The sequence below is a fragment of the Nocardia aurantiaca genome (assembly GCF_009708175.1).
Taxonomy (GTDB): domain Bacteria; phylum Actinomycetota; class Actinomycetes; order Mycobacteriales; family Mycobacteriaceae; genus Nocardia; species Nocardia aurantiaca.
Map to the genome: position 1 here is coordinate 179,238 of NZ_WMBB01000009.1, position 25,573 is coordinate 204,810.

Below are 25,573 nucleotides of genomic sequence, written 5' to 3' on the forward strand. Positions count from 1 at the left end.
TGCCTGCCCGTGGGGTCGAGAAACGTTGCTGACCGGGAGGCTAGACCGACACCGGGCGCAAGGCCTCGGCCGTCAGATCCTTCAGGGTCGGATACCCGTCCACCGCCATGATCAGATCCGCCTCCGCCAGCAGCGTGCGCAGCACATGCACGATGCCGTCCGCGCCGCCCAGCGCCAGCCCGTAGGCGTAAGGACGGCCGATGCCGACCGCGGACGCGCCCAGCGCCAGCGCCTTGATGATGTCCGCGCCCGAGCGCACCCCGGAGTCGAACAACACCGGCAGCCCCTCCGCGGCGGCCACCACCTCGGGCAGCATGTCCAGCGCCGGAAGCCCGCCATTGGCCTGGCGGCCACCGTGATTGGAACAGTAGATGCCGTCCACACCCAGATCCCTGGCCCGGCGCGCGTCCTCCGGATGACAGATGCCCTTCACGATCAGCGGCAGACTGGTCAGCGAGCGCAGCCACGGCAGATCGGCCCAGGTGAGCGGATTGCCGAACACCTGGATCCAACGCAGGATGGCCGACTGCGGATCCTGTTCCGGCGACTGCGCCAGGCTCGCCCGGAACACCGGGTCGGTGAAGTAGTTGGCCAGACAGTGCCCGCGCAGCTGTGGGAAATTCCCGGTGGACAGGTCGCGTGGCCGCCAGCCGGTCACCCAGGTATCGAGGGTGACCACGATGCCCGCGAAGCCCGCCTTCTCGGCGCGTTCCACCAGACTGGCGGCCAGGTCGCGGTCGGTGGGGGTGTAGAGCTGGAAAAGGCCCGGGGTGTCGCCGAATTCGGCCGCGACCTCCTCCATCGGATCCACGGTCAGAGTGGACGCCACCATGGGGACCCCGGTCCGGGCCGCGGCCTTCGCGGTCGCCAGATCACCGTGCCCATCCTGCGCGCACAGACCGATCACCCCCACCGGAGCCATGAAAACCGGTGCGGGCCAGGTGCTTCCGAACAACTCCACCGACAGGTCCCGCTGGTTGGCGCCCACGAACATGCGCGGGATGACACCCCACCGGTCGAAGGCGGCCACATTAGCGCGCTGGGTGCGCTCATCGCCCGCGCCGCCCGTCACATACGACCACACCGATGGCGGCAGCGCCGCCTGCGCCCGCTCGGCCAGCTCCGAGAAGCTCACCGGCAGCGCCGGCACCACCCCGCGCAAGCCGTTGAAGTAGATCTCGTTCTGAAAATCACCGAATGCCACGACGCGCTCTCCAGTTCCGTCTCTTCCGAAAGCTGACACCGCGATTGTGCGAGACTGGGCATAGGGGATAGGACAATCGCAGGATACGAGCAGAGGGCACGGAATCATGCAGGATGGCGTCAAGCTGCTGACCGAGGAGGAGCTGGCGCTCATCCACGCCCTGCAAATGCGGCCCCGCGCCGCCTGGACCGACCTCGGGCGGGTCCTCGGCGTGGATCCGGTGACCGTGGCCCGCCGCTGGCAACGGCTCAGCGACCGCGGGGAGGCATGGGTCAGCGTGTCACCCGGCCCGGCGGTGTTCGACCTGCTGTGCGCCGCCTTCGTCGATATCGATTGCGCCGCAGGGCGAACAGATGCCGTGGTCGCCAACCTGGCAATGCACCCGCACATGCTCACCCTGGAACGCGCGGGCGGCAGCAACCGAATTCTGGCGACCGTCGCCACCGGCGACTTCGGGCAGATGTCGCGGTACACCCTCGATGTCCTCCCGGCCATCGCGCACATCACGGCCGTGCGCACCCGCATCGTGACCCACTGGTTCGCCGAGGGCGGCAGCTGGCGCATCGACGCCCTCGCCCCCGGCCAGCGCGAACAGCTGCGCACCCGGCCGGCCCCGACGGGCGCGGAGCGCGGCCGCCGCGTGACCCAGCTGGACCGGGCCCTCATCGGCGAACTGTCCCGCGACGGCCGCGCCGCCCACAGCGTCCTCGCCGCCGCCCTCGGCACCAGCGCCTCCACCATCAAGCGACGCATCGACGAGCTCACCGGCCTCGGACTGCTCAGCTTTCGCTGCGATTTCGCACGCCCGCTCGGCGGCTGGCCGGTCGCGGTCACCTTCTGGGCGACCGCACCCACCGCCGCACTGCCCGAGATCGGCTACGGGCTTATCCGGCTTCCTCAGACCCGCAACTGCGCGGCCGTCAGCGGCACCCACAACCTGGTGTTACAGGCCGGACTGCACTCGGTCACCGAGGTCACCCGCTTCGAAAACCAGATCGCCACCTTGCATCCCGAGCTGGTCATCACGGAGCGCACCATCACGCTGCGGCACGAGAAGTTGCTCGGCCGCATCCTCGACCACCACGGCCGCTCGCGCGCCGTGGTGCCGCCCGATGTCTGGCGGGATACCGCACCGGCGCAAGGGCGTTCGTGCTGAGGGTCGGCATTCCGCCACCGGCACCAGGCAATTCGCGACCACAGCTGTCCAGTCCGCTGCGAAGTCTCAGAAGTTCGCGTTGAGGTACTCCGCCGCATGGGTCGTCCACAGCACGCCCGTGCCCGGCATAGTGTGCCCGGAGTACAGCACGTGCTGTCCGTCCGGCCACGGCGTCAGATACCCCAGCAACCCGCGCACGGCCGCCTCGTACCGATTGAGGTTCGCGACCGGATCCTGCATCAGGAACTCCAACAGCTCGCGGAAGATCACCGGCGTCAGATTCCCGATTCTCGCCCCCTCCACCAGCGAGAACGGCGAGATCGCGGTATCGATGGCCCGCAGGGGTGAATCGGCGGGGGAGGAGGTGATGATGTCGCCGGGATTCGCGTACTCCCGCACATCGATCCCCGCCGGCCACGGTCCTCGCTGCCCATGCAGCCCATACGTCGTCGGCGGGCACAGATTCCCCACCGACTGCCCCGCCCGCCGCATCGGATTGGCGATATTCACCACGAACGCGATCTCCAGCGGGGACCCGTCGACATTGGTGTACATCCCCGCCCGCACCCCCTGCAGAATCGTGCTCGCCACGATCCCGCCCAGCGAATAGCTCAGCAGCCCACACACATTCGGCGAATCCTGCAACGCCTTGACCCCCGCCGCGACCCCCAGCCGCACCGAGGTGTCCAACGACGGCCCCCACACATTCGGATCCGGCCCGACGGACGCGGGCCAATCCGGCTCGAAACAGCCGAACTTATCCGTATCCAGCAGTTTGGTGACATCCCGCAGCATGCCCGCGGGCGTCCCGTCGCTGTTTCGCTGCTCCCCGGTGCCGCGCAACGTGATGATGTCGATCATTGCTTTCCCCTCCACGCGCCGAGCTTTTCGATGTCTGCGCCCGACGCTAGGCCGATCCGGCCCCGGGCTCACGAGTAGTGAACTACCCGATTCCGAACCCGGGGCGTCGGCTCACGCACCGCCCTCAGCAGGCGGGCGCCGTCGGCCGCGAGACGGCACGGTGCACCGGCGTGGACTTGGTCGAGGTCCGCTCTCCCCGATCTCATCGGTCCAGTGTCGGCGGTACGGGTGGCCGCCCTCGGCGGCCGAATGGTGTCGTAGTCCGTTGGTCAGGTGTCTTTCGCCCATGCAGTCGTCGGCCATGGACCCTATTCGCTCACCGAAACCCGCGATAGCGTCGTCGCATGGGAACCGGATGCCGCGCGGTGCGCGAGAGTCCGGTCACGACACGGCGTTCGAGGTGATCGGCGATGGAGCCACGGGAAGCTCACATGTCGCAGTCGGATCTGTTCACGTGGAGCATGGAACAGGATCCGGTGCTCCGCTCGACGATCGTCACGGTGCTGCTGCTGGACACCGAGCCCGAGTGGGATCGCCTGGTGCGCATCATCGATCGCGGCACCCGGGTGGTGCCCAAATTGCGGCAGCGGCCGGTGCCGGTGCCGTTCGGGCTGGCACCGCCGCGCTGGGCCGACGACCCGCACTTCGACGTGCACTGGCACCTGCGCCGGGCGGCGCTGGTTCAGCCCGCGGATCTGGCCACCGTGCTCGAGTTCGCGGGCACCGAGGCGATGACGGCCTTCGATCCGGTCCGCCCGCTGTGGCGGGTCACCCTACTGAGCGGCATGTCCGACGGGGGAAGCGCGCTGGTGCTGACCCTGCATCACAGCCTCACCGACGGCATCGGCGGAATCCGCTTGGCCACAGAGATCCTCGACTTCGACCGGGCCGGCTCCGACCGCGGGGCGCTGCCCGAGATTCCGGTCGGACCCGGCGGCGGGCTCCGCGATATCGCGGCCTGGAACTGGAGCGTCGGCGTCGCGCTGGCCCGTGCGGGACTGTCCGGCGTGCCGGCTCTCGCCCGGCGCGCGCTGTCGAACCCGGTGCGCGCCGTGCGCGACGGTGTGAACCTGGCGGCCTCGGTGGCTCGGTTGGTCAGCCCGGTGACCGCGACCCTGTCCCCGGTGATGACCGGGCGTGGTCTCGGCCGCCACCTCATGGTGCTGGATGTCCCGGCCGACCGCCTGCACCGTGCCGCCCACGCCGCCGGCTGCACTATGAACGATGCCTTTCTCGCCGCGGTGCTGATCGGCTTGCGTACCTACCATGGCCGTCTCGGCACCGGCGTCGATCACCTGCGCCTGACCATGCCCATCAGCCTGCGCCGCCCCGACGACCCGCTCGGCGGCAACCGAATCACGTTGGTCCGCTTCGCGCTCCCGCTCGACATCCCCGAAACCGCCGACCTGATGCATGCCCTCGACACCGCCATCGCCGATGAGCGCCAGGAACCCGCCATCCCGCTCTCCAGCGCGATCGCGGCTGCCCTCAACCGCCTCCCCGTCGCGATCGTCACCAGCATGCTCAAGCACATCGACTTCCTCGCCTCCGATGTGCCCGGCTCCCCGATTCCCCTCTACTTCGCCGGCGCCCGCATAGACCGCATGTACGCCTTCGGCCCCACCATCGGCTCCGCCTTCAACATCACCCTCACCACCCACGCCGGTATCTGCTGCGTAGGCATCAACACCGACACCGCCGCCGTCCCCGACCCCGACCTGCTGAGAGACTGCCTCGCAACCGGTTTCGAGTCGGTCCTGCGGCTCGCCGCGGACGGCCCCACGGACCGCCCGCCCCCCGAGCCGGCGCCATCGGAGCATGCGCCGTCGGAGCTTGCAGACGGAACCGCCGACGTTTCTTGAGGGTGCCCAGCCGACCGGTCATCATCACTCGAGGGCACGAAAAACCGGGTGGGCCGCATTCGCTTGGCTATGCGGTCCGACCCGGTGCGGGTCGCGTTCAGCGGGAAAGGTCGGTGGCGGCGGTCTCGTCGAGGAGCCAGGTGGTGGATTCGGTGCCGATCGCGCCGGCGGCCGGAATGTCCAGGGGGGACGCGCCGTTCAGCGCGGCGGCCACCGCGGCGGCCTTGGCCGCACCGGAGACGATGAGCATCACGTGACGGGACTTGCGGATGGCCGGGAGGGTCAGAGTGATGCGGACGGCCGGCGGCTTCGGCGAATTCGTCTCGGCGACAACGAGTTCGTGTTCCTCACGGGTGGCAGAGGTGTGCGGGAACAGCGAATTGATATGGCCCTCGCCGCCCATGCCGAGCAGGTGGAGGTCGAAGGCGCCGTGCTCGGCCAGGTGAGCGTGCACGGTCGCCGAGTACTCGCCCGCTGCCTCGAGCGGGTCGGGGTAGTCGCCGCTGGAGGATTCGGTGGGGTGGACGCGGGCCGGGTCGACCGGGACATGGTCCAGGAGGGCCTGGCGGGCCTGGAGTTCATTGCGTTCGGCGTCGCCGGTAGGGACGAAACGCTCGTCGCCCCAGAAGACGTCGAGCTTGGACCAGTCGATGTCGCCGGGGGCCTTGCGCACCCATTCCAGCAGAGCGATGCCGGTGCCGCCGCCGGTCAGAATCACCGAGGCGGAGCCGCGCAGACGCTGCGCCTCCACCACCTGGGCGACGAACTTCCCGGCCGCGGCCTGCACGAGTTCATCGGTGGTGGCGAAGGTTTCGACGGCGGGCTTACTCATAGGTCACCCTTTCGATTCCGGTGAGGGCCTCGGCGTAGATGTCGTCCGCGTCGAGGTGGCGCAGTTCCTCGGCCAGGCAGTCCTTGGTCTCGCGGCGGGCCAGCGCGAAACGCTGGTCCGGCTCACCGGTGCGGGTCAGCGTCGCGGTACGGCCGGTCTGCGGGCGCGAAATGGAGATCGAGACCGTGGGCCGGTGCATCTCCACCTTGAGCTCGCCGGTGCGCCGTACCACCGGGCACTCCAGGCGCGCGGCCAGCCAACCCGCCAGCATGTCCAGCGCGGGCTCCTCTTTGAGACCCGAAATCGTCACTGACTCAACGGGTTCGAACGGGGCCTCGTCCAGGGCGGCCGCCAGCAGCGCCCGCCAGTAGGTGACCCGGCTCCACGCGAGATCGGTGTCGCCCGGCGCGTAGGACTGCCGTCGACCCTTGATGCTCTCCTGCGGATCCGATGCGAAGGTGGCGTCGGTGATGCGGCGGGTCGCCAAACGCCCCACCGAATCCTTGGACGGGAACTCCGGCGCGCCCCGCGGCCACCACGCCACCACGGGGGTGTCGGGCAGCAGGAACGGAATCACCACGCTCGACTCGTGCGGCACCAGCTCCCCTTGCAGCCGAAGCACTATCACCTCGGCCGCCCCGGCGTCGCCGCCGACGCGGATCTGCGCGTCCAGGCGGGTCTGGTCCATGCGGTCGCCGCGCGCCAGCACTATCACCCGGCACGGGTGCTCACGGCTGGCGTCGTTGGCGGCGTCGATGGCGTCCTCGGCCTCGGAGCTGTCCAGCGTGCACACCACCAAGGTGAGCACCCGCCCCATGGTCACCACGCCATTGGATTCCCGCAGCTGCACCAGGCGTTTCGACACCTCGCGGGTGTCGGTATCGGGCATGTCGATGATCACGGCCGCCGCCATTCCCGCCCGCTGCGAGCGAGCATCTCCTCGGCGGAATCCGGACCCCAGCCGCCGGCCTCGTACAGGTCGGGCTTGCCGGACCGGGCCCAGTATTCGAGCGCGGGATCGAGGATGTGCCAGGACAATTCGACCTCCTCGTTGACCGGGAACAGCGACGGCACCCCGAGCAGCACATCCAGGATGAGCCGCTCGTAGGCCTCGGGGGAGTCCTCGGTGAAGGCCTCGCCGTAGCTGAAGTCCATGTTCACGTCGCGCACCTCCATCGACGACCCGGGCACCTTGGACCCGAATCGCATGGTGATGCCCTCGTCCGGCTGTACCCGGATGACCAGCGCGTTCTGGCCGAGCTCCTCGGTCATGGTCTGATCGAACGGCAGGTGCGGGGCCCGCTTGAACACCACCGCGATCTCGGTGACGCGGCGACCCAGACGCTTGCCGGTGCGCAGATAGAACGGCACGCCCGCCCAGCGGCGGGTCTCCACGGCCAGGGTGATGGCCGCGTAGGTCTCGGTGCGGGAGTTGGGGTCGAAGCCCTCCTCCTGCAACAGGCCGACGACCGGCTCACTGCCCTGCCAGCCCGCGGCGTACTGACCGCGCGCCGTCGTCTCATCCAGGGGCTCAACGAGTTTCGTCGCCGAGAGCACCTTGATCTTCTCGATCTGCAACTGCTTGGGCTGGAAGCTCACCGGCTCTTCCATGGCTGTCAGCGCCAGCAGCTGCAACAGGTGGTTCTGGATGACGTCGCGCGCCGCACCGATGCCGTCGTAATACCCTGCGCGCCCGCCCAATCCGATGTCCTCGGCCATGGTGATCTGCACATGGTCGACATAGTTGGCGTTCCAGATCGGATCCCACAGCTGGTTGGCGAAGCGCAGCGCCAGAATGTTCTGTACCGTCTCCTTGCCCAGGTAGTGGTCGATGCGGAACACCGAACGCTCCGGGAAGACCGTGTTCACCAGGGCATTGAGCTCCTGGGCGCTCTTCAGGTCGTGCCCGAAGGGCTTCTCGATCACCACTCGCCGCCACGGCTTGGGCTGTCCCGCGGGCGAATCCGAGGGCTGAGCCAGACCGTTCTTGGACAGCTGCTCCAGCACGATCGGGAAGTCGCTGGGCGGAATCGACAGGTAGAAACCGGTATTGCCGCCGGTCCCGCGATCCCGGTCCAGATCCTTGAGGGTGGTGGCCAGCTTGTGGAAGGCCGCGTCGTCCTCGAACGTGCCGTGGACGAAACGCAGGCCCTCCTTCAGCTGCTGCCACACCTCCTCCCGGAAGGGAGTGCGCGCCGAGGACGACACCGACTCGTGAACCAGGTTCGCGAAATCCTCGTCGGTCCAATCCCGGCGCGCGAAGCCGATCAGGGAGAAGCCCGGGGGCAGCAGCCCCCGGTTCGCCAGGTCGTAGATGGCCGGCAGCACTTTGCGCCGCGACAGGTCACCGGTAACGCCGAATATCACCAAACTGCACGGTCCAGCGATACGCGGAACCCGGCTGTCGCGTCCATCGCGCAGCGGATTCGGCGTCGCGACCGTCGTCGCCGCGCCTGCCACCGTCAGTTGCCTCCCGCCACCTGCAGCTTTTCGGCGGTGGCAACCAGCAGGTCCTCCCAGGAGGCGACGAACTTGTCGACGCCCTCGGTCTCGAGGACCTCGAACACATTGTCCAGGTCGACGCCGACCGCGGCCAGCTGATCGAACACCTGCTGCGCCTCGGCGGCCAGGCCGTCGAGCCGATTGCCTTCCAGCACACCGTGATCGGCGAAGGCCTCGAGGGTCTTCTCCGGCAGCGTGTTGACCGTGTTCGGGCCCACCAGTTCGGTGATGTACATGGTGTCGGGGTACTCCGGGTTCTTCACACCGGTCGACGCCCACAGCGGCCGCTGCTTGTTGCCGCCCGCCGACGCCAGCTTGGCGTAGACATCGGTGTGGCTGCCGCCGTCGAACACATCGTGGTAAGCGGCATAGGCCAAGCGCGCGTTGGCGATTCCGGCCTTGCCGCGCAGTTCGAGGGCCTCCGGCGTGCCGATGGCCTCGAGCCGCTTGTCGATCTCGGTGTCCACGCGGGAGACGAAGAACGAAGCGACGGAATGGATTGCGGCGATATCGTGCCCGGCGATGGCGGCATTGCGCAGACCGTCGAGGTAGGCGCCCATGACGGCGATGTAGCGCTGCACCGAGAAGATCAGCGTCACGTTCACGCTGATGCCCTCGGAGATCACCCGGGTGATGGCGGGCAGGCCCGCCTCGGTCGCGGGGATCTTGATCAGCAGGTTGGGCCGATCCACGATCTTCCACAGCTCGATGGCCTGGGCCACCGTGCCGTCGGTGTCGAAGGCCAGGCGCGGGTCCACCTCGATGGAGACGCGGCCGTCGACGCCCTTGGTCTCGGCGAAGATGCCGGCGAACACGTCGCAGGCCGCGCGCACGTCATCGGTGGTGATGGTGCGGATGGCCGAGTCGACGTCCGCGCCGCGCGCGGCGAGCTCGGTCACCTGATCGTCGTAGGCGTGCCCCTTCGAGAGTGCGCCCTGGAAAATGGTCGGGTTGGTGGTGACACCGACGACATTGCGAGTGTCGATCAGGCCCGCGAGGTTTCCGGACTCGATGCGATCACGCGACAGATCGTCCAGCCACACCGACACTCCCGCGGCCGACAGGGCCGCGGTGTTCGTGTTCTGGGTCATGGCAACTATCCCTTCACCTTGGCGAGCGAGCGGGTGGCAGCGGCGACGACGGCATCGGCGGTGATACCGAATTCGCGGAACAGCGTCTTGAAGTCGGCCGAGGCACCGAAGTGCTCGATGGACACGTTCTCCCCGGCGTCACCGGTGAATCGGTGCCACGGCATCGCGATGCCGGCCTCCACCGAGACGCGGGTCCGCACCGACGGCGGCAGGACCTCATCGCGGTAGGACTGCTCCTGCGCGTCGAACCACTCCACACACGGCATGGACACCACGCGGGTGCCGACGCCCTGTGCCTCGAGCGTAGCGCGCGCCTCGACCGCGAGCTGCAGTTCCGAACCGGTGGCGATCAGGATTACCTGCGGTGTGTCCGTGGAGGATTCGGCCAGGATGTAGCCGCCCCTGCGGACGCCCTCGTAGCTGGTGCCCTCCTGGATCGGCAGGTCCTGGCGGGTCAGCGCCAGCGCCGACGGGCCGTCCTGGTGCGGGGGCTCGGAGACCAGGAAGTGCGAATGCCGTTCGGCGCTATCGCGTTCCAGGATGGTGCGCCAGGCGTAGGTGGTCTCGTTGGCGTCGCCGGGACGGACCACGTTCAGGCCCGGGATGGCGCGCAGGGCGGCCAGGTGCTCGATCGGCTGGTGGGTCGGGCCGTCCTCGCCGAGGCCGATGGAGTCGTGGGTCCACACATAGGTGACCGGGGTGCGCATGAGCGCGCCCAGGCGCACGGCCGGGCGCATGTAGTCGGAGAACACCAGGAAGGTGCCACCGTAGGGACGGGTCGGTCCGTGCAGTGCGATGCCGTTCAGGATCGAACCCATGGCGTGCTCACGCACACCGAAGTGCAGGGTCCGGCCGTACGGGTCGGCCTTCCAGGCGCCGGTGGAGATGGACTCCGGGCCGAAGGACGGCACACCCGGCATGGTGGTGTTGTTGGACTCGGCCAGGTCGGCCGAACCGCCCCACAGCTCGGGCAGCACGGGAGCCAGCGCGGCCAGGACCTTGCCCGACGCCTTGCGGGTGGCCATGCCCTTCGGGTCCGCCTCGTAGGTCGGCAGGGTCTCGGTCCAGCCCTCGGGCAGGCGGCGCTCCTGCAGGCGGTCGAACAGCGCCTTGTTCTCCGGGTTGGCGGCGGCCCAGGCGTCGAACTGCTCCTGCCAGGCGGCGCGGGCGGCTTTGGCGCGATCGGCGACATTGCCGCGCGAGTGCGCGATGACCGCTGCGTCCACCTCGAAGCTCTTCTCCGGGTCGAAGCCCAGGATCTTCTTGGTGGCCGCTACCTCGTCGGCGCCCAGCGCGGCGCCGTGCGAGGCGCCGGTGTTCATCTTGTTCGGGGCCGGATAGCCGATGATGGTGCGCAGCAGGATGATCGACGGCTTGTCGGTCACAGCCTGCGCCTCGGTGATCGCCTGCTCGATGGCGGTCACGTTCTCGCCGCCCTCGACAATCTGCACGTGCCAGCCGTAGGCGCGGTAGCGCGCGGCGGTGTCCTCGGTGAAGGCGATGCGGGTGTCGTCCTCGATGGAGATCTTGTTGTCGTCGTAGAAGACGATCAGGTTGCCCAGCTGCTGGGTGCCGGCCAGCGAGGACGCCTCGGAGGTGACGCCCTCCTCCATGTCACCATCGGAGGCCACCACGTAGATGAAGTGGTCGAACGCGCTCTTGCCCTGTGCCGCTTCGGGATCGAAGAGGCCGCGCTCGCGCCGCGCCGCCATCGCCATGCCGACCGCGGAGGCCAGGCCCTGGCCCAGCGGGCCGGTGGTGATCTCGACGTGGTCGGTGTGGCGGTACTCCGGGTGACCCGGGGTCAGCGAACCCCACTTGCGCAGGTGTTCGAGGTCGGTCAGTTCGAGGCCCATGCCCGCCAGGTACAGCTGGATGTACAGGGTGAGGCTCGAGTGACCGCAGGACAGCACGAAACGGTCGCGGCCCACCCATGCCGGATCGCTGGGATCCAGCCGCATCACACGCTGGAACAGCGTGTACGCCAGCGGGGCCAGGCTCATCGCGGTGCCCGGGTGGCCGTTACCGGCGTTCTGCACCGCATCGGCGGCGAGGACCCGCGCCGTATCGACGGCTCTGGTATCCAGATCGGTCCAGTCGGTGGGGTGGTTCGGCTGAGTGAGCGCGCGGATGTCGTCTGTGACTGACACGACCGAGGTTCTCCTGACCTTCTCGTCAACGATGCGGTTGTGGGCGGCGGGGTGAATCGCTGCGGTGATCCCGGTGCGACACCGCCGCACCGATCTGCAACCACCCTAAAGGGCGGCGTTTCGTGGCCATGCGGGAACCCGCGATCACCGGCCGCCGTGTCGTTCGTTCGTGGCTTTTCCCGGACCTGTTCGTGACTACCCGGTACACGGATCGCGAACCGGTCTCGGCACGCGTCGAGGTGGACCTGGTCGGGAGCATGGTCGGCGTGGGTCTACCATGCTTTGTAGTAGTGGCCGCGCCGCACTGGGCTGTGTCTAGGGAACGGCAGAGCGCGCTGCTAGTTCCAGACCAGGTCAGACATGCACGGCGTGCGAGGAGTAACAGTGCGGATTGGGCAACAGCCGGGTGGCGCTCACGGCTCCTCCGGAGCGGTGCTCGCCGACCGTGTCACGGGGAGCGGCCCGCTGGCGGCGGCGACCAGGCGGGTGCTCGCCTACATCGCGCTCACCAAGCCCCGCGTGATCGAGTTGCTGCTCGTCGCAACGATTCCCACCATGCTGCTGGCCGACCGCGGCCACGTCGACATCCGCCTCATCCTGGCGACCCTGTTCGGCGGGTGGATGGGCGCGGCCAGCGCCAACACCCTCAACTGCGTCGCCGACGCCGATATCGACAAGGTGATGAAGCGGACCTCCAAGCGTCCGCTCGCCCGCGAGGCCGTGCCCACCCGCAACGCCTTCGTCTTCGGCGTCACCCTCGGCCTGGCCTCCTTCGCCTGGCTGTGGTGGCAAGCCAACCTGCTCTCGGGCGTGCTGGTCGTGGCGACCATCCTGTTCTACGTCTTCGTCTACACCCTCGGTCTCAAGCGTCGGACCTCGCAGAACGTGGTGTGGGGCGGTGCGGCCGGGTGCATGCCCGCTCTCGTCGGCTGGTCCGCGGTGACCGGCACGATCGGCTGGCCCGCCATCGTGCTGTTTCTGGTGATCTTCTTCTGGACACCGCCGCACACCTGGGCGCTGGCCATGCGGTACAAGGAGGACTACAGGGCCGCGGGCGTCCCGATGCTTCCGGTCGTGGCCACCGAGCAGACCGTCACCAAGCAGATCGTCATCTACACCTGGCTGACCGTGCTGGCCACCTTCGCGCTGGTCCCGGCCGCCGGTGTGGTCTACGCCGCGGTCGCGCTGGTCGCGGGCGCATGGTTCCTGCTGATGGCGCACCAGCTGTATTCCGGTGTTCGCAAGGGCGAATCGGTCAAGCCGCTGCGACTGTTCCTGCAGTCCAACAACTATCTGGCCGTCGTGTTCTGCGGCCTGGCCGTCGACTCCGTGCTCGGCTGGCACACCCTCGGCCACACTCTGTTCGGTTGGTCCTGACGCGCGTGTCGGTTCGGCCGCCGGCCGCCCCCTCGCCCCGGAGTGGGGCCTTCCGCACCCGCTTCGGCCGAGCGATGATCGGCGAAGCCGGTGGCGACCTCGGTGTCGTCAACGATGCCCTCGTCGCCGTGGGCGACCGCGATATCAACGCGTCCATCATGGGCCGCACTGTGTTCGGCCCGGTCCGTGACAGCACGCCGTATCACCGCCCCACCGGCCGGTCCGGGAGTGGTCGGGCCACTCGCCGACACGGAAGGCGCCGCAGCCGGTGAAAGCCGGTGCGGAGCAGGAGATTCCACCAGCAAGACCGCCCTGGCGGTTCGCGTCGGCGCAGCAAGCGTCGCCGCGGTGCTGTGGCGCATATGTCCCCGCCGATGGTCCACCGTGATCGCGGCCGGCCCGTCCGGGCGACCGACCGGCGCGCCGGAACGCTCTACGCTCTCGACCCAGCCACCGGAATTATCCACGCCCGGTAAGGAACCGAGCCGCCGCCGCACTTCGCCACACCGGCCGTCGTGAACGGCACCGTGGGCCTCGGCACGATGTCCGGCGTGGCGTCCTTCCGAATGCCGCGGCCCCGCACCGGATCCGGCGCGGTGAACGGTCAGTTGCAGGGCTGCAACGGGAAACAGGCGGGCGGAACGGTCGTCTTCGGCAGCGTCGGATCAACGGAATGGGTCGTCATGGTCGCCTCGACGACCGCCGGGTGCGACGGCTGCTGCTTGCTCGGCGTCGGCGTGGTCCGGCCCGTGCACGCGATGGCGATTATCAGGATGACCACCGCCAGCACCAGACCACCGATGATCGGCACGTCCTTGCGCCGCTTCTTCCCGGTCGCGCTCGTCGACTGCCGCTCGTTCCACAGCGGGAACCCGTCGCGCTGCTGTCGCGGAGCGGGAGGGCCGGGCAGCGGCGATGATTGGGGACCCTGCCCGAATCCGGGAGCCGCCGGCGGGCGCTGCTGGGGCGGTGGCCCGGCCTGCGGCGGACCGGGCTGCGCCGGCCGCGGCTGCGTCGGCCGTCCGGCCGCGGCCGCGGCCGGTATCGGTGTCGGGGGCGGCGGTGTGCCCCGGCCCGGCCGCTGTCGCGGCTCGGCGGATCTGCCCGCGACCCTTCGGTAGATCTCCTCGGCCGTCGCGGCGGAACTCGCACCCGCGATCGCGGCACCGGCTCCGCGGCCGGGAACCGGTGTCTCCTTCTGCACTACAGGACGATCGCCACCGTCCTCCGTCGAAGCCCCGGGCCCCTGCTCGGACGGACCGGGCCCGCTCGCACTCTCGGCGGGAGCGGGCGGCACCGAGGGAACCGACGGCACCATCACCTCGGTCGCCCGGCTCGCGAACGGCAGCGGTGCGTCGCGCGCCGAATCCGGCACCGGGAAACCCTCCGACACCAGATCGGAATAGCTTGCGGCGGCGGCGAACCCGAGCGCTCCCAGCGCCTGCCCGACCTGTGCCGCGTCCCACGACGCCGGGGCCCCTTCGGCCAGCGTGGTGAAATACGCGCGCAGCGAGGACGGCCCGTCGCCGATCAGCACGTCGATCCCGGCGGGCAGTTCCCCCTTCTCCAGCTTCACGCGACTGCCCAGCTGCGGCACGAGCAGCACCAGCCCGCTGACCGGCACCTGCTCGCGCCCGGGCGCGGAACGCAATTGCCCTGCGAGGTCCACGGTCTGGCGGTGCACCCGCTCGAGCGGATCGGTGTCGTCGTCGATCGGCGCCGGCTTGCCGTCGACCGTCCACGGCTCGTCCTGCGCGCACGACAGCGTCCCGGTGACCCGCTCGGTGAACCCGTGCACCCCGACCACGACGCAGGTCTGTGGCGTCCACACCACCACGTCGGCGTCCTGGCACCGCACCACCGCGATTCCTGGCACGGCATGCGGTCCGCTCCAAGATTTGAGCCAGTTCACCACGGTGCGTTCGGTGCTCGACAGCCGCGACGGGTCGTCGTTACGGACCTTCACCAACATCCCAGAACCACCTCTGACCGATGCGCCTGTACCTGCCGGCCGCCCGAACCCTCGCCGCGACCACCTTACGGGGTCGTGGCACCCTCGTGTGGCCGAAAATGTTCGGTCTCAGCGAATCGTCTTGCGCGGCAGCATGATCATTCTGCACCGTTGGCTCGACTCCGGGGTTCCCAGGGGCTGTGCAGCGGAGGCCCCGGAACGAGCGCACGGTGAGCTACCGCTCGGTAAGCGTGCCAAGAAATCCGACGTATCCGTCGGGGCGGATGACCGCCCAGGTGCGGTCGGCCGCGTGGTAGGAGCGCCGCGCATGTCCTTCGATATCGACGAATTCGCCATTGCCGGAGGCGAATTCCGGTTCGACCACGCGCACGGTTCTGCGATCTGTCGCCGGAGACTCGGCCGGATCCGCCGTCGTGTCCGGACCGAAGAGCAGCAGGGTGGCGTGGGGACCGCGGAACAGGTCGAAGAGGCGGACGGTCGTGCCGTTGGCGTCGACCAGGGGTGCGTCGGGGGCGCGATCACCGGGCCGGAGCCCGGTAGAGTCATCGTCGGTGTCCCGATAGCTGATATCGAGCTGATGGGTGCCCTCGCGATCCATGGCGTTCGGATCCCCCTTGACGGTCCTGTCGAGCAGCGCACTGCTCAGACCCAGGACCCGCGCGGCCACGGTGCGGCGCTCGGTCTCGTAGCTGTCCAGCAGCGCCTCGCTCGTGGGTCCCGGATCGCGCAGCGCGGCTTCCAGTTTCCAGCCGAGGTTGTAGGCATCCTGCACACCGGTATTGAGCCCCTGACCGCCGGTGGGCGGGTGCACGTGCGCGGCGTCACCGGCCAGGAAGACCCGGCCGTCCCGATACCGTTGGGCGAGACGCACATTCGGCCGCCACACCGTCGACCAGGTCAACTCGCTGAGAACGATGTCATCGCGCCGCGAGCGGCGCGTGACGTGGTCCTGCAACACCTCCAACTCGGTGCCGGAGTCGGTGTTCAGACCCGTCGCGAACTGGAACTTCCGCCCACCCGGCAGCGGCATCAGGGCGATGCCGTCCATGGGGGAGGACGAGTCGGCGAACCAGTATCCGACGCGGTGATCGAGTGTGTCCGCGCGCACATCGCCGAGCAGCATGCGGATCGACTCGTCGGTGGTGCCCTCGAACGGAATCCCGAGCGCCTTGCGCACGACGCTGCGCCCGCCGTCCGCGCCGACCAGGTAGTCGGCTCGCACGGTCTCGGTCGCACCCGCCCGCTCCAGCGTCACGGTCACCCCGTCCGCGTCGGCGCTGAAATCCACCACCGCCGTGGCGGTTTCGACTCGCACCCCGAACTCCGCCAGCCGCTCGCGCAGCAGGCGTTCGGTGTCGGCCTGTGCCAATACCCACGGATTCGGGTACGGCACATCGGAAGTGGGCTCGAGCCATGTGCTCATCCGCCGCTCCATCATGAACCGCCCGTCCAGGTGCACCAGCAGCGGCGCCTGCGGCGCGCCCTGCGCGAGCACGGCGTCGAGCACCCCCAGGTCCTCGAAGACCTCGAGCGTGCGCGGCTGCAGCCCGTCCCCGCGCGATCCGGCGAAGAACTCCCCGGCCTTGTCGACAATGCGTACCGCGATGCCGCGACGCGCCAGATCGATGGCAAGGGTGAGCCCGGTCGGCCCGGCCCCCGCCACGAGGACCTGCGGATTCATATCGCCTCCAATACTGAATCACAATTCACTGAATGTAGATTCAGTATTGTGGGTGGTACGTTCCGCTGTCAAGGAGGTGGATGGTGGCAGGACGCCGCAGCGAGAGGTCGGCCGAGACCGAGCAGGCGCTCAAGCACGCCGCCAGGCGGCTCTTCGCCGAACGCGGCTACCTGAACACCAAGATCACCGATATCACCGCGGCCGCCGGGCGGGCCGCGGGCTCGTTCTACAACCACTTCGCGAGCAAGGAGGAACTGCTGCAGGCGCTGCTGAAAGACCTTGCCGACGAAAGCGATATCTCCACCGAGGACCCGGCCCACCGCGCCGACTTCACCGATCCCGGGTCGGTGCGCTTCCATGTCGCGAGCTACTGGTCCTTCGCTCGCAAGAACTGGCCGGTGCTGCGCGCCGTGCAGCAGGCGGCCCTGGTCAATGACGACTTCGCCCGCATCGCAGCGCGTTTCGCCACCGAGCAGCGTGACGAGGTGGGCGACCACCTCGATGGTTTCGCCCCCGCCGGTCTGCGTCTGCCCGGCAGCGCCGACGCCAGCCTGGCGATGATGTTCCTGACGGTGACGGGCCTACTTCAGGCGGTCGAGGAGGGCGGCCTGGCGCTCACCGACGAGCAGGCCGTGGACTCACTCACCCGATTCATCTACCGCGGCCTCACCGGCCGCGATATCGACTAGCGAAAATCTCAGGGCACCAACACGATCGATCCGGTGGTCTTGCGACCCTCCAGATCCCGGTGCGCCTGCTCGGCCCGGGCGAGCGGATAGCTGCCGCCGATGCGAACGCGCAGCATCCCGTCGGCGATGGCGTTCATGATATCGCCTGCACGCCAAAGCAATTCGGCTCGATCCCGGGTGTAGTGCACCAGCGTCGGACGGGTCACGAACAGCGAGCCCAGCGCATTGAGCCGCTGCAGATCGAACGGCGGCACCGGCCCGCTCGCCGCGCCGAACAACGCCACCATGCCGCGAATCCGTGTCGAGGCCAGGCTGGCCTCGAAGGTGGACGCGCCCACGCCGTCATAGGCCGCGGCCACACCCACGCCATCGGTGAGCTCCCGTACCCGCGCCGCGATGTCCTCGTCGTAACGCAGCACCTCGGCCGCACCGGCGTCCCGCGACAGCTTCTCCTTGTCGTCGGTGGACACCGTGGTGATCACCCGCACCCCGCGCGCCGCGAGCAGTTGGGTCAGGATCAGCCCGACACCGCCGGCCCCGGCGTGCACCAGCACGGTCTCGCCCGGCTCGGGCTTGTAGATGGACTCGACGAGGTAGTGCGCCGTCATACCCTGCAGCAGCGCCGAGGCCGCCACCTGCGCGTCCACCCCGTCCGGCACCGGAATCGCCACGGCCGCAGGCACGACCACCTGCTCGGCGTAGCTCCCCGGAGCCGCCGCCCACGCCACCCGATCCCCGACCTCGAACTCGGTGACATCCGCCCCGACCGCGGTCACCACGCCACTGCCCTCGGCGCCCGGGATGTAGGGCACCGACTGCGGGTAACGCCCGGTTCGAATGTAGGTGTCGATGAAGTTGATGCCGATGGCCTGCGTCCGGACCAGCAACTGCCCCGGCCCCACCTGCGGGTCCGGCACCTCCGCGTACCGCAGGACTTCGGGACCGCCGTGCTCGGAAACCTGGATGGCGCGCATGACTACCAGTCTTACATCGCTCGGGAGGCGCGGTGCGCGGCGGCTCACCGAGTGTGAGATGCGCGGCGGCTCATGGACGCTGAATTACCGGTGGGTAAACTGCAGCGCATGAGCGCTACCGCTGCCCCGGCATCCCAGAAGCTGTCGCCGTCCGTCGTCGATTCCGTGAAGGGATTCGTCGCCGACCACGGCGGTTCCGCGACCGCGGTGCTGCAGCCCATCGGCCGCGTCGGCGTCCGCGTAACCCTGGTCGGCGCCGACGGCGTCCTGGGCGACCGGATCGTGGGGTCCATGGAGTCCGCCAAGGCCCTCGTGGAGACCGTCAACGGCCTGTCCGAAACCGAGGAGTGGGACCGCGAGCTCATCGCCAAGGTCACCCCGGCGAAGGGCCACTGGGCCAAGATGGCAGGCTGGGTCGCACACCAGAAGCGATTCCCCAAGGCGCGCAACGAGAAGTGACCGTGCCCGCGGCCGACCGGGGCGGAAAGGACCGGATCGACGTGTCGGGGCGCGTGACCAAGCAAGCGCAACTGCGTTCGGCGCTCACCACCCTGTGCGCGAATCTGCGTCCAGGGGAGATGCTGCCCAGCGAACGCCAACTGTGCGACGACTACCGCGTCAGTCGCATGACCGTGCGCGAGGTGCTGGGCCAGCTCGAATCCGAGGGCGTCATCACCCGCATTCCCGGCAAGGGCACCTTCGTGGCCGAGCGGGTGGCCCGCTCGCGGCTGCACATGGCCTCGTTCACCGATGACATGCGCCGCCTCGGCCGCACTCCGAGCACCGTGGTGCTGCACACCGACTATGTGGTGCCGCCTCCGGCGTCGGCGAGCGCGCTCGGGCTGACCGCGAATACCAAGGCGTATCACCTGGTTCGGCTGCGATTGGCCGACGGGCTTCCCATGTCCATCGACGATGGCTGGTACCGGGCCGATCTGCTGCCGGAGCTGCTCGATCACGAACTGACGCAGTCGCTCTACGCGCTGCTCTCCCGCGAGTACGACTGCCCTATCGACCGCGCCGAGCAGAGCGTGCGCGCGGTGGCCGCCGACGAGCGGCACGCGGGCTGGCTGGGCACCGAAACCGGTTCGCCGCTCCTGGCTTTCGACCGCATCTCGTATTCGCGCGACCGCGCTGTCGAGCACGCCCAGTCGTGGTATCGTGCCGATCGCTACCAGGTCTATATGACCGTGTCGGCCGAGGACTGAGCCGCGCGGGTTCCCCAGGAGTGATTGAGCCGCCGTGCGATTCGGACGGCGGCTCGAGTCGTCTTACGCGACGGTTCACAGGGAGAACAGGATCGAGCCCGTGGTGACGGGGCCGGTGAGGACGTTCCGCGCCGATCCCGGGGCGCTGTCCATGACCACGACAGGCACGGCGGCGCTCAGGCCGAGACGGCGAACGGCGTTGGGGGAGAAGGTGATCAGCGGATCGCCCGCGCTGATCCGATCGCCCTCGGTCGCCTCCACCCGGAAAATGTCCGGCTTGCCGACGGTATCGATGCCGACGTGCAGCAGCACGCCCGTGCCGTCGTCGGTGACGATGACCGCGGCGTGCGGGTGCAGCTTCGCGATCGATCCGCCGACCGGGGCGACCACGGTGGTGGCGGCATCGGTGTCGAGGGGTTCGATGGCCACGCCCGCACCCATCATCCCGGCCGAGAAGACCGGATCGGGGACCTCGGACAGGGGCATGGCGCGGCCGTCCAACGGGGTGAGAATCTGGATGCTCATGGCGCTCAGATCATGTCGTTGATGTCTTCGGCCAGGGCGTCGGCGGTCGGCCCGACCACGACCTGCACCGCGTCACCCATCTTGACAACACCGTGCGCGCCGGCGGCCTTGAGGGCTTTCTCGTCGACCAGGCCCGAGTCCTTGACCTCGACGCGCAGGCGGGTGATGCACCCCTCCACCTCGACGATGTTGCCGGCGCCGCCCAGGCCCGCGACGATCTGATCCGCTTTCGACATTCTTCCTCCGAGTGTGTCGAGTGGACAAAACTGGTTATAACCAATATATGTCTGGTTATAACCAGCCACGGTAACCGATCATGAACAGTACGCGTGACTCCATTCACAGACTGAGGACTACCTCCATGGCCGATGCCGTCGAGAGCTCTCGAAAGAAGCTCGATCTATCCGGACTGCAGAAGCTCGGCCGCAGCTTGATGCTGCCGATCGCCACGCTACCCGCTGCCGGACTGTTGCTTCGTCTAGGACAGGACGACATGCTCGGCCGGTTCTCGCCGCTGCGGTCCTTCGCCGCCGTCCTGGCCGGCGCGGGCGGCACCCTCATCGACCATCTGCCCCTGCTGTTCGCGGTCGGTATCGCCATCGGATGGGCGAAGAAGTCCGACGGCTCGACCGCGCTCGCGGCCGTGGTCGGCTACCTCGCCTTCACCGGTGTCCTCGAGGCCATGTCGCCGGTCGTGCTGGACGGCAGCTGTGGTCCGGCCCTGGGCTGGCTTTTCCGCGCGGCGCACTGGAACTGTCCGGTCGTCGACGTCCACAAGGCCCCGGCCGCACAGCTTGTCAACTTCGGTGTCCTCGGCGGCATCGTGATGGGTCTGACCGCGGCCGTGCTCTGGCGGCGCTTTCATCGCACGCAACTGCCGGACTACCTGGGCTTCTTCTCCGGCCGCCGCCTGGTGCCGATCCTGACCGCGTGCGCGGCCGTGGTGATCGGCGTGCTCATGTCGTTCATCTACCCGGCCTTCAACTCCGCGCTGACCTGGTTGGGCACCACCGTCGCCGACAACTCGGTCGTGGGTGGCGGCATTTTCGGATTCGCCAACCGCATGCTGCTGCCGCTGGGCCTGCACCACATCATCAACTCGGTGGTCTGGTTCGTCATCGGCGACTACCACGGCGCGCACGGCGATATCCCGCGCTTCCTGGCCGGTGACCCGTCCGCCGGTACCTTCATGACCGGTTTCTTCCCGATCATGATGTTCGGCCTGCCCGCCGCGGCCATCGCCATCTGGCGGCACGCCAGGCCGGAGAGCCGCAAGATGATCGGCGGCATCATGCTCTCCACCGGTCTGACCGCATTCCTGACCGGCATCACCGAGCCACTGGAGTTCTCGTTCATCTTCGTGGCGTGGCCGCTGCTGCTGATTCACGCGATCTTCACCGGCACCTCGCTGGCGCTCACCAATGCCCTCGGCATCCACGATGGTTTCACCTTCTCCGCCGGTGCCATCGACTATCTGCTGAACTTCGGCAAGGCCACCCATCCGCTGCTGCTGATCCCGGTCGGACTCGGCTACGCGGCCCTGTACTACGTCACGTTCAGTTTCATCATCAAGTGGTGGAACCTGCCGACACCCGGCCGGGAGCCCGATGAGTCCGATATCGAGAAGGAGAACATCGCAGCATGATCACCCGCACCGCCGTAGTCGCGTCCAAGACCGGACTGCACGCCCGGCCCGCCGCCCTGTTCGCCAGGGCGGCCGGGGACGCCGGTGTCCCGGTGCAGATCTCGGTGGAAGGCAAGGATCCGGTCGCCGCCAACAGCCTGCTGCAGGTGATGACCCTCGGCGTCGAGCACGGCGACACCGTCACCCTGCACGCCGAGGACGGCGCCGACGCGGCCCTGGATAGGCTGGTCACGATGCTGGAGACAGATCTTGACGCGTGAGGTGCGCGGTGTCGCCGCCGCCCCCGGGATCGCCGTCGGGCCGGTGAAGTGGCTGGCGCCCGCACCGGCCACCAGCCCGAACGACCCGGCGGGCGGCGACATCGAGGTCGAAATCGCCCGCGCGGAGGCCGCTTTCGAGACCGTCGCGGGTCGGTACTCGGCGCAGGCTGCGAAAGCCCAGGGACCTGCCGCTGAGATTCTGTTCATGGCCTGCGCGCTGGCCGCCGATCCGGCGCTGCTGGATCAGGTGCGAGCCGAGATCCGCGGCGGGACGCCGACGGCGCATGCGGTCACCGCGGCGGTCGCGCACTTCGGGGCGCAACTGGCCGCGCTCGGCGGCATGATGGCCGAACGCGTCGCGGACCTGCGGGACGTGGGGCAACGGGTGGTGGCCGAGCTGCTCGGGGTGAATCCACCCGGGATTCCGGACAGCGCAACGCCTTTCGTGCTCGCCGCGCACGATCTGGCACCGGCCGACACCGCGACCCTGGACCCGGAGCGGGTGATCGGGCTGCTCACCGTGACGGGCGGGCCGACCTCGCACACCGCGATCCTGGCCAAGGCACTGGGCATTCCGGCCGTGGTCGCCGCTCCGGACGCGGTCGGGATCGCCGAGCACACGGAGATCGTGCTCGACGGCGCATCCGGGATTGTGGAGATCGAGCCGATTGCCGCGCGCCGCGAGGAGGTGCTCGCCCTGCGGGCGCGGCAGGCGGCCGTGCCGACCGGTCCTGGCCGCACCGCCGACGGCTACGCCGTGCCGCTGCTCGCGAATGTGGGCTCTGCCGCCGATGCGCACTTGGCGGTCGAACTCGGGGCCGAGGGCGTCGGCCTGTTCCGTACCGAATTCCTGTTTCTGCACCGCAAGTCGGCCCCGACGGTGGCCGAGCAGACGGAACAGTACGCCGAGATCTTCCGCATCATGGGCGACCGGCCGGTCACGGTCCGCACCCTCGATGCGGGATCCGACAAGCCGCTGCCATTGCTGAACCTGCCGGAGGAGGAGAATCCGGCGCTGGGAGTGCGCGGCCTGCGGCTGAGCAGCGTCCATGAGGGGACCTTGCTCGATCAGCTCACCGCCATCGTAGCGGCGGCCGAGGAGACCGGGGCGTCCGTGAAGGTAATGGCCCCGATGGTCGCCACCGCGGAGGAGGCGAGCTATTTCGCGGCCCGCGCGCGGGACGCCGGGATCCGGACGTGCGGCATCATGGTCGAAATCCCGGCCGCGGCACTGCGTTCCGGCGATCTCGGTGCCGAGGTCGACTTCTTCTCCATCGGCACCAACGACCTGTCGCAGTACCTGTTCGGCGCGGACCGCATGTCGTCGGCGGTGGCGGCCCTGCACGATCCGTGGCAGCCCGCGCTCGCCCAGACGATCGCCTTGACGGTGGCCGGGGCCGGCCGGCACGAGGTGCAGGTCGGTGTCTGCGGCGAATCCGCGTCGGACCCCGAATTCGCCTGTGTGCTCGTGGGTCTCGGCGTCGAGACGCTGTCCATGGCACCGCGCTCGATCGCCGCGGTCCGCGCCCGGCTGGCCGAGGTCACCCTCGAACAGTGCAGAGCCGCCGCGGCCGCGGTGCTTTCGGCCCGCACCGCCGCCGACGCCCTGACCGCCGCGCGCAAGGCATTGGGGCGAGATACGTGACGACCACCCTGCGCGGCCGGGTCGTCACCCTCACCGAGGCGGGCGAGCTCGCCGACGGGGTGGTCTCGTTCACCGGCCCACGCCTCGACTATATCGGCCCGGCAACGGGATTCGGCGGTGCGCTGCCCGACCCGCCGGAGCACCCTCCGATCATCCTGCCGGGGCTGATCGACGTGCACTGCCACGGCGGCGGCGGATTCGGGTTCCCGGAAACCGATCCCGAGGGTGTGGCCGCGGCCGCGAGCTTCCACCGCGGGCGCGGCACAACCACCCTGGTCGCATCGCTGGTGTCGGCCACCGAGGCGGAACTGCGCGACCGCATCGACGTGCTCGGCGAGGCCATCGATGACGGGCTGCTGGCGGGCATTCACCTGGAGGGCCCGTTCATCAGCGAGCACCGGTGCGGCGCCCACGACCCGGGCCGCATCCTGCCCGGTGATCCGGCGCTGCTGCAGCGCCTCATCGACCACGCGGGCGGTCGCATCATATCGGTGACAGTGGCCCCGGAAACGGCGAACTTCGACGCGCTCGCGGACGTGCTCGCCGACGCGAATGTGATTCTCTCCCTGGGACACACCGTCGCCGACTACGAGCGGTCCGTTCATGCCATGCGGCGCGGATGGCGGGTGTCCATCACGCACCTTTTCAATGCCATGCCCGAGCTGGTGCACCGCGACGCCAACTTCCTCACCGCCGCCATGGCCGCCGCCGGACGCGGGGACGTGGTGGCCGAGGTCATCGGCGACGGCGTGCACTTGGCCGACGGCACCGTGCGCATGGTCTTCGACACCATCGGACCGGACAACCTGGTCCTCATCACCGATGCGATGGCCGCCGCCGGTCAGCCCGACGGCCGTTATCAGCTCGGCAGCCTGGATGTCGTTGTGCGGGAGGGTATCTCGCGCATCTACGACCCGGAGGGTGAGGGCGTCATCGCCGGTGGCACCGCCACCGCCTCGGACGTGCTGCGCCGCACCGTCTTCCATGCAGGCGTCGAACTGGACGCCGCGGCCACCGCCGCCTGCGCCACCCCGGCCCGGCTGCTCGGCATGGCCGCCGAGATCGGAGCGTTGGCTCCGGGAATGCGCGCCGACGTGCTGGTTACCGACCCCCATCTCAACCCTGTGACCGTGTACAAGGATGGAGCGCCATGGAACTCGTGATCACCGACAACGCGGCCGAGGCCGGTGCGCTGGCCGGTCGCATCATGGCCGACCATGTGCGCCGGGGCGCCCGCGCCATCGGACTGGCCACGGGGTCCTCGCCGCTCGGCGCGTACCGGGAGCTGATTCGGCAGTACCGCGAAGAGGGCCTGAGTTTCGCGGGCGTGCGGGCGTTCCTGCTCGACGAATACATCGGCTTGCCGCCGGGACATCCGCAGTCCTACCGGCAGTTCATCCGTGACGAGTTCACCTCCCACGTCGACTTCGCCGATGCCGATGTGCACAGCCCCGACGGCAACGCGGCTGACATCCCGGCCGCCGCAGCCGACTACGAGCGAGCAATTACCGAGAACGGCCCCATCTCGGTGCAGATCCTGGGCATCGGCGCCAACGGTCACATCGGCTTCAACGAGCCGGGCTCCTCGCTGCGCTCACGCACCCGGGTGAAGACGCTGACCCCGCAGACCCGTGAGGACAATGCCCGCTTCTTCGGCGGCGACCTCGCGCAGGTGCCCACGCACGTGCTCACCCAGGGGCTCGGAACCATCAGCGACGCCGGTCATCTGCTCATGATCGCCACGGGCGCGGGCAAGGCCGAGGCCGTCGCAGCCGCCGTGGAGGGCCCGGTCTCCGCGTTCTGCCCGGCCTCGATCCTGCAGATGCACCCGCACGCCACGGTCATCGTCGACCCGGACGCGGCGGCGGACCTGAAGGCCGTCGACTATTACCGGTTCGCGATGGCGAACAAGCCCCCCTGGCAGAGCTACTGACGGCTG

Annotated in this window: 23 protein-coding genes; 11 read left to right on the top strand and 12 right to left on the bottom strand. The window is 69.0% G+C overall.

Annotated features, from left to right (window positions below):
* Nucleotides 1–40: 40 nt before the first annotated feature.
* Nucleotides 41–1,204 (bottom strand): lactate 2-monooxygenase, encoded by a 1,164-nt coding sequence (locus GLP40_RS20340; protein ID WP_328290439.1) that lies wholly within the window; start codon nt 1,202–1,204, stop codon nt 41–43.
* Between the two features lie 106 nt (nt 1,205–1,310).
* Between GLP40_RS20340 and GLP40_RS20345 the strand changes: the two genes are divergently transcribed.
* Nucleotides 1,311–2,360 (top strand): Lrp/AsnC family transcriptional regulator, encoded by a 1,050-nt coding sequence (locus GLP40_RS20345; protein WP_154789538.1) that lies wholly within the window; start codon nt 1,311–1,313, stop codon nt 2,358–2,360.
* 66 nt (nt 2,361–2,426) lie between these two features.
* On the opposite strand, the gene GLP40_RS20350 is transcribed toward GLP40_RS20345, so the two are convergent.
* Entirely contained in the window at nt 2,427–3,221 is a 795-nt protein-coding gene (locus GLP40_RS20350) for a hypothetical protein (protein ID WP_154789539.1), read from the bottom strand.
* 431 nt (nt 3,222–3,652) lie between these two features.
* On the opposite strand from GLP40_RS20350, the gene GLP40_RS20355 reads away from it, so the two are divergent.
* Nucleotides 3,653–5,083 (top strand): wax ester/triacylglycerol synthase domain-containing protein, encoded by a 1,431-nt coding sequence (locus GLP40_RS20355; RefSeq protein WP_154789540.1) that lies wholly within the window; start codon nt 3,653–3,655, stop codon nt 5,081–5,083.
* 97 nt (nt 5,084–5,180) lie between these two features.
* On the opposite strand, the gene pgl is transcribed toward GLP40_RS20355, so the two are convergent.
* Genes pgl through tkt form a run of 5 tightly spaced genes read right to left on the bottom strand, consistent with a single transcriptional unit; the run spans nt 5,181 to nt 11,658 of the window.
* Nucleotides 5,181–5,915: a 6-phosphogluconolactonase gene (pgl, locus tag GLP40_RS20360; RefSeq protein ID WP_154789541.1), complete on the bottom strand. Its 735-nt coding sequence runs from the start codon at nt 5,913–5,915 to the stop codon at nt 5,181–5,183.
* A complete protein-coding gene (gene opcA, locus GLP40_RS20365; RefSeq protein WP_328290440.1) occupies nt 5,908–6,816 on the bottom strand; it encodes a glucose-6-phosphate dehydrogenase assembly protein OpcA in 909 nt (302 codons plus the stop codon). The genes pgl and opcA overlap by 8 nt, the downstream gene beginning before the upstream one ends.
* Nucleotides 6,813–8,375: a glucose-6-phosphate dehydrogenase gene (gene zwf, locus GLP40_RS20370; protein WP_328290441.1), complete on the bottom strand. Its 1,563-nt coding sequence runs from the start codon at nt 8,373–8,375 to the stop codon at nt 6,813–6,815. Before zwf ends, opcA begins: the two co-directional genes overlap by 4 nt.
* Nucleotides 8,376–8,377: 2 nt before the next feature.
* Nucleotides 8,378–9,508 (bottom strand): transaldolase, encoded by a 1,131-nt coding sequence (gene tal / locus GLP40_RS20375; RefSeq protein WP_154789543.1) that lies wholly within the window; start codon nt 9,506–9,508, stop codon nt 8,378–8,380.
* 5 nt (nt 9,509–9,513) lie between these two features.
* Nucleotides 9,514–11,658 (bottom strand): transketolase, encoded by a 2,145-nt coding sequence (gene tkt, locus GLP40_RS20380; RefSeq protein ID WP_328290442.1) that lies wholly within the window; start codon nt 11,656–11,658, stop codon nt 9,514–9,516.
* 384 nt (nt 11,659–12,042) lie between these two features.
* On the opposite strand from tkt, the gene GLP40_RS20385 reads away from it, so the two are divergent.
* Nucleotides 12,043–13,035: a heme o synthase gene (locus GLP40_RS20385; protein WP_328290443.1), complete on the top strand. Its 993-nt coding sequence runs from the start codon at nt 12,043–12,045 to the stop codon at nt 13,033–13,035.
* Between the two features lie 604 nt (nt 13,036–13,639).
* Here the strand turns inward: GLP40_RS20385 and GLP40_RS20390 are convergent.
* Both GLP40_RS20390 and GLP40_RS20395 read right to left on the bottom strand, forming a co-directional pair.
* Nucleotides 13,640–15,007 carry a hypothetical protein gene (locus tag GLP40_RS20390; RefSeq protein ID WP_154789545.1) on the bottom strand — a complete coding sequence of 456 codons (1,368 nt, stop codon included), beginning with the start codon at nt 15,005–15,007 and terminating at the stop codon, nt 13,640–13,642.
* Nucleotides 15,008–15,221: 214 nt separating this feature from the next.
* Complete coding sequence (locus GLP40_RS20395; RefSeq protein ID WP_154789546.1) at nt 15,222–16,688, bottom strand: FAD-dependent monooxygenase; 1,467 nt, start codon at nt 16,686–16,688, stop codon at nt 15,222–15,224.
* A gap of 80 nt (nt 16,689–16,768) precedes the next feature.
* Here GLP40_RS20395 and GLP40_RS20400 point away from each other — a divergent pair, with 80 nt between their 5' ends.
* Complete coding sequence (locus GLP40_RS20400; RefSeq protein WP_154789547.1) at nt 16,769–17,377, top strand: TetR/AcrR family transcriptional regulator; 609 nt, start codon at nt 16,769–16,771, stop codon at nt 17,375–17,377.
* 8 nt (nt 17,378–17,385) lie between these two features.
* Here GLP40_RS20400 and GLP40_RS20405 read toward each other — a convergent pair whose 3' ends face one another.
* Nucleotides 17,386–18,351: a quinone oxidoreductase family protein gene (locus GLP40_RS20405; RefSeq protein ID WP_154789548.1), complete on the bottom strand. Its 966-nt coding sequence runs from the start codon at nt 18,349–18,351 to the stop codon at nt 17,386–17,388.
* A 108-nt stretch (nt 18,352–18,459) separates the two neighbouring features.
* Between GLP40_RS20405 and GLP40_RS20410 the strand changes: the two genes are divergently transcribed.
* Together GLP40_RS20410 and GLP40_RS20415 are read left to right on the top strand one after the other, a co-directional pair.
* On the top strand, nt 18,460–18,810 hold the full coding sequence (locus tag GLP40_RS20410) for a hypothetical protein (RefSeq protein ID WP_154789549.1): 351 nt from the start codon (nt 18,460–18,462) through the stop codon (nt 18,808–18,810).
* Nucleotides 18,807–19,559, top strand: a complete 753-nt coding sequence (locus GLP40_RS20415) for a GntR family transcriptional regulator (RefSeq protein ID WP_328290444.1) — start codon at nt 18,807–18,809, stop codon at nt 19,557–19,559. Before GLP40_RS20410 ends, GLP40_RS20415 begins: the two co-directional genes overlap by 4 nt.
* A 75-nt stretch (nt 19,560–19,634) precedes the next feature.
* On the opposite strand, the gene GLP40_RS20420 is transcribed toward GLP40_RS20415, so the two are convergent.
* Complete coding sequence (locus GLP40_RS20420) at nt 19,635–20,084, bottom strand: PTS sugar transporter subunit IIA (RefSeq protein ID WP_154789550.1); 450 nt, start codon at nt 20,082–20,084, stop codon at nt 19,635–19,637.
* Between the two features lie 5 nt (nt 20,085–20,089).
* Complete coding sequence (locus tag GLP40_RS20425; RefSeq protein ID WP_154789551.1) at nt 20,090–20,320, bottom strand: glucose PTS transporter subunit EIIB; 231 nt, start codon at nt 20,318–20,320, stop codon at nt 20,090–20,092.
* A gap of 125 nt (nt 20,321–20,445) precedes the next feature.
* On the opposite strand from GLP40_RS20425, the gene GLP40_RS20430 reads away from it, so the two are divergent.
* The 5 genes from GLP40_RS20430 to nagB are packed head-to-tail and all read left to right on the top strand — an operon-like array spanning nt 20,446 to nt 25,567.
* Entirely contained in the window at nt 20,446–21,729 is a 1,284-nt protein-coding gene (locus GLP40_RS20430; protein ID WP_154789552.1) for a PTS transporter subunit EIIC, read from the top strand.
* On the top strand, nt 21,726–21,989 hold the full coding sequence (locus GLP40_RS20435) for an HPr family phosphocarrier protein (RefSeq protein ID WP_154789553.1): 264 nt from the start codon (nt 21,726–21,728) through the stop codon (nt 21,987–21,989). The genes GLP40_RS20430 and GLP40_RS20435 overlap by 4 nt, the downstream gene beginning before the upstream one ends.
* Entirely contained in the window at nt 21,979–23,634 is a 1,656-nt protein-coding gene (gene ptsP, locus GLP40_RS20440) for a phosphoenolpyruvate--protein phosphotransferase (protein ID WP_154789554.1), read from the top strand. Before GLP40_RS20435 ends, ptsP begins: the two co-directional genes overlap by 11 nt.
* Nucleotides 23,631–24,797, top strand: coding sequence for an N-acetylglucosamine-6-phosphate deacetylase (locus GLP40_RS20445; protein WP_328290445.1), 1,167 nt, complete (start codon nt 23,631–23,633; stop codon nt 24,795–24,797). Before ptsP ends, GLP40_RS20445 begins: the two co-directional genes overlap by 4 nt.
* Entirely contained in the window at nt 24,785–25,567 is a 783-nt protein-coding gene (nagB, locus tag GLP40_RS20450; RefSeq protein WP_154789555.1) for a glucosamine-6-phosphate deaminase, read from the top strand. Before GLP40_RS20445 ends, nagB begins: the two co-directional genes overlap by 13 nt.
* Nucleotides 25,568–25,573: the final 6 nt, after the last annotated feature.